This is a genomic window from Pedobacter rhodius (assembly GCF_027213645.1).
GTDB classification, from domain to species: Bacteria; Bacteroidota; Bacteroidia; order Sphingobacteriales; family Sphingobacteriaceae; genus Pedobacter; species Pedobacter rhodius.
This window is the reverse complement of the sequence record NZ_JAPWGL010000002.1, coordinates 105,750-119,390: the sequence shown is the minus strand read 5'-3', so window position 1 is coordinate 119,390 and position 13,641 is coordinate 105,750. Positions and strand designations below refer to the sequence as shown.

9 protein-coding genes are annotated in these 13,641 nt (G+C 38.1%); 2 read left to right on the top strand and 7 right to left on the bottom strand.

What is annotated here, in order from left to right:
* Positions 1-16: 16 nt before the first annotated feature.
* The 4 genes from O0931_RS06045 to O0931_RS06030 form a co-directional block, all read right to left on the bottom strand.
* Positions 17-331, bottom strand: a complete 315-nt coding sequence (locus tag O0931_RS06045; RefSeq protein WP_269414664.1) for an MmcQ/YjbR family DNA-binding protein — start codon at positions 329-331, stop codon at positions 17-19.
* Position 332: 1 nt separating this feature from the next.
* Entirely contained in the window at positions 333-1,706 is a 1,374-nt protein-coding gene (locus O0931_RS06040; protein ID WP_269414663.1) for an exonuclease domain-containing protein, read from the bottom strand.
* A 179-nt stretch (positions 1,707-1,885) separates the two neighbouring features.
* Positions 1,886-2,515: a hypothetical protein gene (locus O0931_RS06035; protein ID WP_269414662.1), complete on the bottom strand. Its 630-nt coding sequence runs from the start codon at positions 2,513-2,515 to the stop codon at positions 1,886-1,888.
* Between the two features lie 10 nt (positions 2,516-2,525).
* The gene (locus O0931_RS06030) at positions 2,526-2,888 is read right to left on the bottom strand and encodes a response regulator (RefSeq protein WP_269414661.1); all 363 of its coding nucleotides are present in this window, start codon (positions 2,886-2,888) and stop codon (positions 2,526-2,528) included.
* A 134-nt stretch (positions 2,889-3,022) separates the two neighbouring features.
* Here O0931_RS06030 and O0931_RS06025 point away from each other — a divergent pair, with 134 nt between their 5' ends.
* The gene (locus O0931_RS06025) at positions 3,023-3,709 is read left to right on the top strand and encodes a DUF421 domain-containing protein (RefSeq protein ID WP_269414660.1); all 687 of its coding nucleotides are present in this window, start codon (positions 3,023-3,025) and stop codon (positions 3,707-3,709) included.
* Between the two features lie 7 nt (positions 3,710-3,716).
* On the opposite strand, the gene O0931_RS06020 is transcribed toward O0931_RS06025, so the two are convergent.
* On the bottom strand, positions 3,717-4,070 hold the full coding sequence (locus O0931_RS06020; RefSeq protein ID WP_269414659.1) for a nuclear transport factor 2 family protein: 354 nt from the start codon (positions 4,068-4,070) through the stop codon (positions 3,717-3,719).
* A gap of 258 nt (positions 4,071-4,328) precedes the next feature.
* On the opposite strand from O0931_RS06020, the gene O0931_RS06015 reads away from it, so the two are divergent.
* The gene (locus O0931_RS06015; protein WP_269414658.1) at positions 4,329-5,021 is read left to right on the top strand and encodes a lysoplasmalogenase; all 693 of its coding nucleotides are present in this window, start codon (positions 4,329-4,331) and stop codon (positions 5,019-5,021) included.
* 108 nt (positions 5,022-5,129) lie between these two features.
* On the opposite strand, the gene pbpC is transcribed toward O0931_RS06015, so the two are convergent.
* Together pbpC and O0931_RS06005 are read right to left on the bottom strand one after the other, a co-directional pair.
* Complete coding sequence (pbpC, locus tag O0931_RS06010; protein ID WP_269414657.1) at positions 5,130-7,535, bottom strand: penicillin-binding protein 1C; 2,406 nt, start codon at positions 7,533-7,535, stop codon at positions 5,130-5,132.
* Between the two features lie 363 nt (positions 7,536-7,898).
* The gene (locus O0931_RS06005) at positions 7,899-13,490 is read right to left on the bottom strand and encodes an MG2 domain-containing protein (RefSeq protein WP_269414656.1); all 5,592 of its coding nucleotides are present in this window, start codon (positions 13,488-13,490) and stop codon (positions 7,899-7,901) included.
* Positions 13,491-13,641 lie beyond the last annotated feature (151 nt).

Sequence of the window (13,641 nt, the reverse complement as noted above, 5' to 3'; positions counted from 1 at the left end):
GCTATTTCAGCCAATTTTATTTTTTAGGCTGCACATTATTGTAGGAAAGTGTAATTGCATCTTCAATCATTTCGGATTTTAAGTCGTAAAACTCAAAAATTGTCCAGCCTTGTCTACCCCAGGCGCCGTTTGCAGGATAAATTTTTTCCGGACTGAAATTACAAAAAACCGACTGGTCAATTTCGGATAACTTTAAGGAAACTTTAAGTTTATCAAAATCGAGGGTGGCAAAAACTTTATTTTTTACTTTATATGCTTTTTTAAAAAAATGAGGATGCTCGCTAACATTGTCAAACTGCATACATAAACCTTTAATCCAATCGGCTGTCATGTTACAATTTATATAATTTTTGAGGATGTAACTCCGCGTGGTTAAGAATCAAATTAAGTATGTAGCTGTTAGATTGGTATATTGATAAGTTTTCCTTGATGGGTGCCAGGCCATCTGATAAGTAATTCTTATCCGTAAAATAGCCCATTCCATAAAACTTTCCTTTCTCTACAATCAGGCAACTCAGTTCTTCATCCTTCCGGCCTTCATCAATTAGGGCAAAACTTGGCTGCATATTTTGAAGATCTTCAAGCGCAGCATTTAAACGCTTATTATAAACAGCTACTGTTTCTATTCCGCTACAGGCACCAAAACATTGTCCGTTTTCATGTGCTTTGCATTTTGTTGCTGTTTTTTGTAAATAACATAACCTTGCACAGAGCTGGTATTTATCGATTATTTGATTAAGAAAGTTATATCCTTCCAGCAGATTATTAAAACTTTGTAAAGCCTTGTTGTTTTGCTTGTGTTTATCAATCGCCAGTCTTAAATAACCATTTTGATCTTCAAAAACATATAAATCGTATTTATGTTCATAGCGTTTCATGGCGCGGTTATTTTCAGGCCAAAGCCGCTTAATTTCATTAGCTTCTAAAATTAATGCCATTAATTCCGTTCCGCAGATTACATAGTCTATGTGATGTATGGTTCTTAAAAATTCCTGCCGCTGTCTGTTTGGTTGGTTTCCGGTAAAATGGCTTGTAACACGTTTCTTTAAATCTTTCGCCTTACCAACGTAAACAATTTTGCCCTTACTGTCTTTAAAATAATAAACACCCGGCTGGTTTGGCAATTTCAAAATTGCTGCCTTGTCGAGGTTTGGAGGCAGTACCTGTTCTTTTGAGGTTTTTTTAAGCATTTCAGCAACTACACCTTCAGCATCATGTTGGAGCAAAAGGTTAAAAAGTATGCTCGTAGCATCGGCGTCACCAGCGGCGCGATGCCGGTTTTGAAGGGGAATCTGAAGCGCATTGCAAAGCTTGCCTAAACTGTAAGAAACTTTTCCCGGGAAAATTTTTCTGCTCATCCGAACGGTGCAGAGTTTTCTGCATTGTAAATCATAACCGGCTGCAGCAAGGTGGTGTTTAAGGAATGAGTAATCAAAGTTAACGTTATGTGCAACAAAAATTTTGTTGTTCAAAAGCTGGTAAATCTGTAATGCCACATCTTCAAAAACCGGCGCGTCTCTCAACATTTCATTATCAATTCCTGTTAATGCAGTAATGTAAACAGGAACATCCCGTTTAGGGTTTATCAGCGTTGTAAAACTTTCGACAATTTTGTTATCATCATGAATATTAATAGCAACTTCAGTTATGCCATTTGCCGAAGCATGGCCACCCGTGGTTTCTATATCTACAACTGCATATAACATTGAAATGATTTTAATACAAATCTATGCTAAAATAATTAGTATTAAAATAGTTTGTCGGATTATTTTTTGAATAATAAAGGTCTACTTTTTTTATACTTAAAACTGGCGCTGAATCTTAAAAATAAAAAAAGCGACTATCGTATAAACGATGTCGCTTCAATACTTGTATAAGTAAATTTTTATAGTTTTTTTAATAATTTACTAAGGTTAGGCTTTATTCCGATAGAAATTGGCACTGTATTAAAAACCCTGTTCTGTATTTTACCAAAACCGTACATGTAACTTACTTCAGCAAACAGGTTAGCACCACCGATGTTATATTCTATGCCACCGCCTGCTTCGATAATGCCCGTGCTATTTGTTTTGTTATCCATGGTAACCTGTAAAGTTTGTGCATTTACACCTGCTTGTGGTGTTAGTATGAACCCGCCACCGCCGCCTGCGAAACCATAGAAAGCCCATTTGTCTACAATTTTACGATAACCCAAGGCTACGTTTAACAGGTAAGTTGTTGCACGGCCTTTCTGTATTGTATAATTATATCCGGCATCTGGCGTAATCTGGTTAAATTGGAAGGCATGTAAACTAACTTTAGGGTAGAGGAATAATCCGCCATCGCCCAAGCCAAGGTTTATTCCTAATGATGTAGAAAATTTTGCTTTTAAGTAATCAGCACTTTCTCCAACCGGAAGCGCAAAACCGATTCCACTCATGGAATATAGTTTATCTGGTCGACCGGTTTGTGCTTTAGCATTAATCGACAATGTTGCAAGAAGCAAAGCAATCGGTGTTAGTAGTTTTAATTTCATATTAAGGGTTTTAATTTTCAGTTAACTTATTTACTTTTTGAAGCATTACCGTCATGTTAAATGGCTTTTCCAGGTAATCGTCAGGGTGATATTTCTGTGAAACAATGTAATTTTCATCGTACCTGGCTGAAGCCATAATTACAGGAATTTCTTCTGTTTCAGGATTTGAACGCAGTTGCTTAAAAACTGCCCTTCCATCCATACCATTCAGCATAACATCCAGAATTATCAAATCGGGGTTGAAATCTTTAATGGTCTTAAAAATAAATCGAGGCGACAATAAGGGGTAAACACTGTAGTTTTCCGCTTCTAACGCAAGTTGAAATACTTCTAAAATATCAGGATCATCATCTACAACCAGTACTCTTTTCAATGGATATTTTTTATTTTAAGTTTTATAACTATGCTAATACAAAATCGGATTGATAATGTTTTAAAACGATGATTATATGATGTCGATTAAACAAAGCGTGCATAATTGAGTTTATAGTAAAACAAATAAGCGCTATGCCTGATTTTGAAAAAATGCTCCTTGGAGATGAAAACTGGGCTTTTATCCCGGAAATTATGATTCGTACATTTATTATGTACATCATAATACTATTCAGTTTAAGACTGTTAGGGAAAAGAGGCGTTAAACAACTTTCCGTTTTTGAATTGGTTGTTATTATCAGTCTAGGCTCGGCGGCCGGCGACCCTATGTTCTACAAAGAAGTTGGTTTAGGCTCGGCAATACTCGTTTTTGCGGTTGTTGTCGGCGCTTATAAACTCACATCGTACCTTGTTGCGAAAAGTAATAAAATCGAAAAAATTATTGAAGGAACCTCTACTTGTTTAATAAAGGACGGCGAATTTTCTATCGAAAATTTTAAAAAAGAACCACTTGCTCAGGATGAATTTTTTTCTGAACTCAGGCAAAAAAGTATTTCTCATCTTGGGCAAGTAAAACTGACAATTATTGAAACATCCGGTGAGTTAAGTATTTTTTATTATGCTGATGAAGATATAAAATATGGACTTCCAATTTTACCGGATTTATTTGAACAACAAAGTGATGAAATTAAGAAGGAAGGTCTATATTCCTGTTCGTTTTGTGGCCATACTTTAAAGCTAAAACAAAGCAGGCAACAAATTTGCCCGAAATGTGAAAAAACTAAATGGGTAAAATCGATTAACGAAAAACGGATCACTTAGAAAAGGGTTAAAGTATCGGTCTTGGATCGAATATCACCTGAAAACTTTTGATTTTTTCTTCTTCCAGTTTATACCATCCTGCAGAAAAAAAAGTTTTCCCGTCCATATTAATGTCGTACCAGATGCAAACATCATTTTCATCGGCAAATATTTTTTTAACATCATATTTAAACTTCATTGTTTTCATGTCTTCGATATAAACGTCGGCTCCATTTCGTTCTCCCATAGCACCTTTAAAAGTAACGTTATCAGCAAGCTGTGCTCGCGCGGTTTCAAAGTCCTCTTTATTTAATGCGGTTAAAAAGTCGGTTACAACAACTTTTGAGTTATGCTCGGCTAATTGTTTTTCTGTCGATTTCATATGCTTAAGTTTATTTAAATTAAAAATTTTTAAGGTTATTTTCAAAAATCAACAGCTATTCATTAAGTTATGGTGGTTTTAACTCCTGTGAATATACCGTAGCAAAATAGTGGTAAATCGACTATTTTAGATTAACGCGATTCATTTTATCCGCTTTTAATTTAAAATTTCCAATCCGGTATCAGGTAACACTTGCAGGCGTTCAGTTAATATCCGTAATTTGGTTTTTCAATTGCAAAAGTTAAAATCCTAATTCCGATGAAAACTAAATTATTCTCTTTTATTTTTGCCCTCGTATTTATTATTCAACTTTATGCAGCATCAGACGGCAACGTTCAACTGCGTAATTTTTCAAAGCCACTAATTGTATTAACACTTTTGGTCTGGCTTTATTTGAGCACAAACCTCAAAGGCCGGTTTCACAAACGCATGTTTACAGGTTTAATTTTTGCATTGGCGGGTGATGTTTTATTAATGTTGCAATCCGACCATCCGAGTTTTTTTATCTTCGGATTAATTGCTTTCCTGCTGTGCCATATATTTTACATTAGAGCATTTATCCTGGACCATAAATCGAATCCAGACCTTAAAAATCCTTTCTTTTTATGGGCCGTCGGCGGCTTGATGATCTTTTGTACAGGCTTATTTTTCTATCTTCAGCCATTCCTCGGCGCCATGCAGTTTGTGGTATTAATGTATGCCATTGTTATAACGTTTATGGCAATCATGGCCGTAAACCGATATGGAAAAGTAAATATTTTCAGTTACAAACTCATTTTATACGGCGCATTATTTTTTCTGTTATCTGATAGTGCTTTAGCTGTAAATAAATTTGCCCAACCATTTCAGCAAGCAGACGTATTGATTATGGCAACTTATATGGTGGCACAGTACTTAATTGTTTACGGAACGGTAGAAAGGAAGCTAGTGGTTACGAGAACGGAGATTTAGTTTTACCACTTAAGCGCCTAAGAACATGAATGATTTTTTTGGAAACAATGTTAGTGGTAATTGGTTATAGTTCCCGTAAGATAATAACTTCGCTTTAGTCTTTAAGCGCTAGTCTTTTTGCTTTTTCTCTTTATCCAAAACCGTAAAAACCTGTACCAGTCTTTCTCCATTTTCATCAACCAATGTTAATGTATGTTTTCCCGGCGCAGGACTAACAGCCAATTGATGATAGTTAGTAGTCGTAGCAACGTATTCATTATCAATATGCCAGTAAATTTTTGAGCTTTGATTTCGATGTGCCGCATTTAAAACAATTTTTCCCCTGGTTCCATCTAACTCTAAGGGAATATAAACAACAGCGCCATTTTTTGGATAGATCAATTCCATTACATTATTTCCTCCGGAATTATCACAGCCAGCCATAAAAGGAGGCAAGCTTTTGTAGTCGCTGTTTTTGATTTTGTAATAATATTCCATCGCTGGGGGCAATATGAACCAGGTTTTGTGCTGCATGTTGTTTACACTTTCGCATTGATCAGTTACCCGGTAATTACCGGTTCTATCCAAATGAATCAATTTATGGAAAGGGCAAACTACTGTTTTTTCACCCATAGCGGGAACCAGTTCATCCACAACATCCGGACAATTTTCGCCGGCTTTATAACCACTTTGTTTACAAACTTTAATCCTTTTAAGCTTTGTTGTTGGCGTTTCAAACCATTTCCCATTGGGCAGAAGTTTGAAAATGTCAAACAAAACAGGTGCAGCAGCTTCAATGCCAACCAATCCCGGCCGACCTTCACCATCAGCATTGCCAACCCAAACGCAAACCACATAATTAGCCGTTAAGCCAACAGCCCATGCATCGCGAAAACCAAAGCTTGTGCCGGTTTTCCAAGCCACGCGCTGCGATGATGAAAATTGTTCCCACAAGCCTTCATCACCCGGTCGCATCACTTCTTCCATTGCATTAAAAGTTGCCCAGATGGCGCCATGATCTAAAAATGAATTACGCTGATAATCTTTATTTTCTTTTTTTTCACCGGCATAATAAACTGCTTGTTTGTAATCGTCAGGATTGTATAAACCTTTATAGGTATTAAAGTGTTTTAGCGTTCTAACCATTCCCATATAGGTGTTGGCTAAATCCCACATGGTTACTTCGCTTCCGCCCAAAATAAGCGACAAACCATAGTGGTCGGCAGGTTGGTTTAAAGTTCCTATTCCTAGTTTTTTTAGTTTATCGTAAAAGCGTTCGTACTTGTATTGCTGCAGCATTTTCACTGCAGGTATGTTCAGCGAACGACTCAAAGCTTTATCAGCAGAAATTGCACCATCATAGCCTAAATCATAGTTTTGTGGCGAATAACCTGCAATCTGTGTCGGAATATCCGGAATCAAAGTATGTGGTAAAATAAAACCATCGTTCAGCATACTTGCATAAAGTAGTGGCTTTAGCGTACTTCCGGGACTTCGGGGTGCTTTAATCATATCAACATGGCTCTGTATATCTGCATTTTCCGGTTGGTAAATATTACCGACATAACTTACCACTTGTCCGGTTTCAGCATTCAAAACCAAAGCGGAGATGTTGTTAATATCGTTTGCCCTATACCGGTTATTGTACCGCCTTAAAATTGAATTGATTTTCAACTGGATATCTTCATTCAATGTAGACTTAATTCTGGTGGAATTAATTTGGAGATTTGTTCTTTCGGCTTTAAAACGATTCAACAAATGAGGCGCATTTTGTGGCAAGGGGAGTGGTTTTCCGGGAACCGGCTCTAGCTTTGATAAATTCGCTGTCGATTGGTTAATATATTGGAGCCTTACTAATTTATCCAACAAATCATTTCGCTTTTTAATTAACCGGCTTGAATTTTTTCCCGGACGAACTAATGACGGACTATTCGGAAGAACTGCCAAAGTTGCCATTTCACCCCACGATAATGTTTTTGCATCGCGCCCATAATAGCGCCAGCTTGCCGCCTCCAGGCCTACAACATTACTTCCGAAAGGTGCATTGGCAGCATACAAGCCAATAATTTCTTCTTTTGAGTACTTAAGTTCCAATCGCAAAGCCAAAATCACTTCCAGTAATTTTTGCCAGATGGTTCTGTCTTGTTTTCTTGATAGCCGAATAACCTGCATGGTTAAGGTACTCCCTCCGCTGACAATACTTTTAGCTTTAAAATTTTGCCGCATGGCCCGGCTCATGGCCAAAAGATCAATCCCGAAATGATTGTAAAACCGTTTATCTTCAAAAGCGATAATGCAATTTTTAAATTTTACGGGAACGGAATCTGCAACCGGAAATCGCCATTGTCCGTCGCTAGCAATGGCGGCGCTTAATAAATTTCCATTATTGGCCTCAATTACGTAGGAGGTGGGGGATTTGAAAAGTTTTGAAGGCAATGAAAAAAGAAAAGCCAAAAGCAAGACAATGCAAATGATGTCGGTAATTGGAAATGCTTTTGGTGTTTTGTTCATTGGTTTTATAACTATAAAACTCATAGGTTCTATTTTCTAATTCTAGTTTTTGCATTTCTCCGTACACGCCATGGTTCGTGTCTTCACGAACCATGGAGTTTACTCTTTGTATATTTCGTTTCGTGGGGACACGAACCGAGGCGATGAGCGCTTAATAAATTTCCATTATTGGCCTCAATTACGTAGGAGGTAGGGGATTTGAAAAGTTTTGAAGGCAATGAAAAAAGACAAGCCAAAAGCAAGACAATCCAAATGATGTCGGTAATTAGAAATGCTTTTGGTGTTTTGTTCATTGGTTTTATAACTGTAAACCTCATAGGTTTTTAAAGCCTATGAGGTTTGAAATTCTAAGTTTGGTTTAGTATTTCTCTAAGATGATTCAGCATTCTACTTCACCACCTGAACCCATTTGCCAGCTTGCGTTGCAGAAATATCATTGTTATACATCGCCTCGCATTGTACGGCCGATAGATAATATTTTCCAACATAAGATGCATTCAGCAATACCTTGTAAACCAAACTTTCATTCTCTCTGATGTTGAAATAAGTAAATACCCTGTCGTCTCTGATATCCTGATAAGTAAATGGTGATGATGCTAAAATACTTTGATTATCATTAACACGGGTATTGATAATTTCCCAGCCCGACGGGAAGATTTGTGTTAGTGCCATTTGTTCGTAATAACCCATTCTACCAGGGTTTTTAACGGTGACTTCAGCATAAAAATCAGTTCCTTGTTTGATTGTAGTTGGATCTAATGGCTTTCCATTCAAACGTTTATATGCGACATTCATATCTAAAACTTCAGGCCTATTCGGTAAGAAATTGTTCTGACCAGCAATTGGTTGCCCCTCCAAAACCAGGCGAACAAACAATGCATTATTACCATTATTGGTAACCGAAGCAGTACCACCTTTAAAGTTGACCGGAATGCTATTCAGATATTGATTTGAATTAACCGGAGCCGATTTTCCATCTAAAACATATTGGTATTGCAGCTTATTCGATGATTGATTAGAACCGCAGAATTTAGCAATTGCCAATAAACTGTAAGCCGTTGTTTGAGTGCTATACCAGGTATTTTCACCAAGTTTTGCAGCTAAAGGTTGCAATAAACTTGCGGCCTTCGCTTTCTGACCAAGTAGGGTAAGCGTTTCCAAAATCATAGCCTCATCGCGAACATCAGAACCGTAGGTGCCGCCTAATTGTTTGTAAGGTTGAATCGAAGTATCCAATCCCCTAATCATATTTTGTGCAACATTATTTTGTCCGGCAAGTTTGTATGCCGCTGCCAATCGCCATTTTGCCGCTACAGAAAGGTATTCAAAAGCTTTCAAACGATTCATGGCAGCCATTTCTGGTTTTTTGGCTAATGCAAGCATGTATAACCGGTAAGCTTGAGATAAATCGCCACCGTAGAAATTATTGCTATTTGGCGCCCAGTTAATTGCTTTTGTTTTTTGATACCGCAACAATTCATCCAGCAAGCCAACCGGTAGCGTATAGCCGGCGTTTTGTGCTTCAACTAAGAAATGGCCGGCATAATTACTTCCCCATTCATCAGAATTTGCTTCTCCGGGCCAATAGGATAGGCCTCCATCTGTCGTTTGGAAACCTTTCAGTCGGTTAATTCCGGCTTTAATGTTCGATTCAGTTTTCGCTTTCTGCTGTTCACTTAAAGGACTCAATCTATCCAGGTATAATTGAGGGAAAATGCCTGAAGTAGTTTGCTCAATACATCCGTGCGGATATTGAATTAAGTAGCTCAAACGTTTACCTAAATTAATTGCAGGTATTGAAGAAACTTCCAGGGCTCCGGAGTTTGTTCCCGTCATCCCGATAGGTTGATAATTTACAACCCATTTGGTATGTGGTTGAACGATAGCCGAAACGACATTGGTTACATAAGGATTCGGATTTCTGATGTCCATTTCCACATCATAAACTGTTTTTTCAGCACCGCTTTGCGCAATCACTTTTACTTTGGCAATGCCAACGGTATTTGGTGCCTTAACCTCAAAGTAAGCCATTTGCTCGCCCGTGTGCTTGTAGTAAAGTTGCTGTTTGTTTGTTCCCTGAACGATTAAATTACTGGCTTGAAGCTGGACAGAAACGTTTTTCAAATTGTTTTCTGTTGCAAAAACGGTAACCGGTAAAGTAAAGCTTTCGCCCGGACCAATAACCCTCGGCAGGGTTGCTAAAACCATCAAGGGTTTTTTAACCTGCACAGACTTTTCTGCAAACCCATAAGCAGCATCCTGCCCGGCAACAACCATCGCCCGGACAGCACCAATATATTGTGGTAATTTGAATTTATGGGTTTTGTTTTCGCCTTTGCCAATTGTATACGGACCCATAAATTTAACAACGGCCTGAAAACGATTTGCTTTTGCAGGATTTAAGTTTTTATTGATACTACCATCGCCACCAATACTTAGGATACGCTCTAAATTGCCACCCCAGGCACCTAAAACATAATCGAATAAATCCCAGGTTTTAACACCCAATCCCTCGCGGGCGTAAAACGCACTGTGTGGATCAGGGGTTTTGAAACGGGTTAAATCCAATAATCCCTCATCAACTAACGCGATGGTATAAGTCATGGCTTTGCCGTTTTGTTCGCCAACAGTAATGGTATTATCAGTTTCAGGCTTGATTTTATCCAACATTTTGATGGTTGGTTTCAAAATCGTTTGCGGGTCTTCAACCGAAATCGGAATTGCACCATACATTCTGATTGGTAAATCGTTAACGGTTTGTGCATGAGGCTGCAATAACGTAATGTTGGCGAAAACATTTGGCGCCATTTCTTTTTCAGCTTTGAATTTGTACTGCGTTTGTCCGGCTTTGGTATCGATCCAGAAAGTTTTTAAAACGTGACTTCCATTTTCAATTGAAATTAACGCCCGTCCGTCTTTTGCGGTTGGAATGGTTAAAGTAATATCTTCGCCAACGGTAAATTTTTCTTTGTTAGCTGTAAACGATAACATTGATGCCTCAGTAGGGTTAGTACTTTGCTCACGTTGCGCCCAACCCGGCCAATCTACATAAACGGATTTACCGGTGACATGACCGCCATTTAAGTCGCGAACCAGAATTAAATAGCGCCCCCATTCAGGTTCATTGATACGTAAATTCCAACTTCCTCTTCCGTTTGATAAATTAACCTGGTGCGTTTCGACCAATTTATTGTACTGGTTCTGTGTAAAGTTTGCATAAGTATATTGGTTATCCTGTTCCCACCACCAACGCCATTGCGTTTTGTAAACCTCAACCTGAACGGTTTTATTTCCGGCGATTAACTTTCCATCTGTATTTACATTTACAATCTCAATTTTATGGTCTTTTCCGGTAACGAGCATGCCGCTAAGTTTATCGCCTTTTTCCGGACGGATACCTAAATAACTTTTGTAAACGTGGTACGGGATACTTAAATTATCGATGCTGAAATTACCTCCCGGTTCGAAAACTTTTGTAGTAAAGTTTGCTCTTAAAACACCAGGAGCAGTATTGTTTTCATTTAATTTGGTGTTAATTTGAGCTGTTCCGGCTGCGTTTAATGTACCTTCAAAAATGGTTTTTACCTGCGATTCGAAATTCACAGTGGGGTTATCAAAACTGAAACCCTCAAAACCTTTAAACTTGGTTTCTGTAGTGTTGAGGTTTACATCAACCTTGGCTTTTAAATTCTGGGCCGGGGTACCGAAAAGCCATTTAGCCGTTAAAGTTGCGGCAGATGTACCTGTGCTTAAATAGGTTCTGCTGCCTACGTTGAAATCGATTTTCAATCGGTTTGGCATTACCGTTTCAATTTTCAAGGTTTTGGTAAAGGTTGCACCGCCGGCTTTTACTTTTGCCATCCAGTTTCCTGTAGGAGCAGTGCTTTCTGTCGCCGTTTTAAAAGTATAAAAACCATTTACAGGTTTGCCGTTAATCAATCTTTTATACAGCTGGCCTTTTGGATTATAGAATTCCATTGTAACAGGGTAATTAGCGGGCAGTTTTTTTAGCTTATCCTCTAAAATGAAAGAAACAAATAAGCTATCGCCTGGTCGCCAAACGCCACGCTCACCATAAATAAAGCCTTTTAAGCCACTTTGAACTACGTCGCCACCAACGTCGAAACGACTCAATGGTAACGAACTCCCATCATCTAATTTTAAATAACCACGTTCCGAACCATTCTTGGCAATCAGTAAAAACGGTTGACGCTTCAAATCGAACCTGGCAAATCCATCACCATCAGTTTTAGTCGTAAAAATGATTTGCTTCTGGTAATCCATCAGCTCCAGATTTACACCACCTAAAGGTTTTGCAGTCAATAAATCCGTAGCAATGATAAGCATACTATTGTCGTTACCGCGTTTTGCAACCAAACCGATATTCGAGGCGATTAAGTTTCTGCTTGCCCAGCGTTCGTTTGTATAAAACGATGGGGTACAAGGATTGTCTTTATCATTCCAACGGTAATTTTTTGGATAGAAATTGTTATAACGTTGCCAGAAATCGTCGTCTTCATCAATATTTTCGCCATACCCATCATACGCTCCATATTCCTCTGACTCTTCATCTTCATCAACACTTTCTTCGCCTGCTTTACAATTGTAAACGTTATATTCTTGCCTGAAAGCTATGGTTACCCGATACATTGCACCGGGTTCGGTACGAATCATTTTATCCAAATCTAAAGTGAAACGATTTTTTTTATGTAGATTTAATGTCTTATCCTCATCCAAACGTATTGTTTTTTGAAGAATAGGTTTGGCTACACGACGTAATTCTTTACCATCTTTATAACTGTTGGTTTGGAAAAACTGAGGGATATTATTTTCGTAAATTTTAATTACCGTAACATCAACAGCTTTTAAATTGATGGCCTCGAACGGTAAAACCAGCTTACCCGAGTTTGGTAAAATGGTTCCACCACCTGCAATTGTAACCGACGGAATTTTATCTTCAAAAACCAGATTAGCTGTTTTTCCTCCGTATAAGGTTTTGCCATTGATATTTTCGACGCCATTGTTTACGTTTAGAGCATAATTACCTTTCAATTCTTCAGCAGCATAAACTTTAACCTGACTAGCATCTATGGTGTAACGTAAATCGTTCAGGTTGCCAAGCGAAATCATTCCGGTTAAGTCCTGCCCAACGCCAATCGGTTCCGAAAACTGTACCAAAGCGTAATCTTCTTCGCCTTGAATGGCTTTCATATCCAGAATTTCGAACTTATTTAAAGCCGGAATCCGGATTTTTTCTTCACCCTTTTGGTTGGCATCAATTGCATCGCCATCCCAATCAATTTTTAAAGATTGGTCGGCACTTTTCTTTTTAATACTATCAATGGTGAATTTAGAACTGTTTTTGGCAGGGTCGTGCTGCCATTTTATTTTCAATTTCTGGTCGAAATCCAGTTCTATAATTTTCTCGATCTTAGAAATTTCTTCGGCGTCAGCGGTCGCAACTTCTCCGGTCAGCTTCATATAATCTAATGAAGTATTGTTTTGAGAAACCAAGCCGTTTTGCGAAAACATCACACCTGGCGTAATAACTTTAAATTCGAAATCAAAATCTTCCAACCCTTTCTCCGTAGCCGAAACTTCCGATAGTTTGAAAGTTGCCTCGTATGCTGCGCCTGGTTTCAGGTTTTCATCCGGACGAAATTCGACGGTTTGAGGATCTATCCAATAGGTTTTTCCGGAAACTGAAGGCGAAAAATCGAATAATTCGCGAGAATCTGCCTTGCCTAAATCCTGCATTCCGCTGGCAGCATTTGCTAAATGAATGCGGATAAAACTCTTTTTTGAGATGGTTCCGGAGGTATACGCTTCGATATATTTTGCATAGGCCTGATTATCCTCATTCGTTTTTTTCTTCCGGTTAAAATAAATAAAAACGATTGCTGCAATTGAAACCGCTAATAAGCCGATAAAAATAAATTTCTTTTTGGAGGATGACTGGTAGGTAGATGGTTGTTCCATTGTTGAAATTTTAATAGATATGTTTTCAAATTAGCTAAAATTCCTTTTAAAAGAAATTATGTTGAAAAATTAGAAATTGTGAAGATGATTTGAAATCGCTTAAGTTTGTTGAATACATTCGCCATTAGCAATAGTCATCATTTCGAACAAA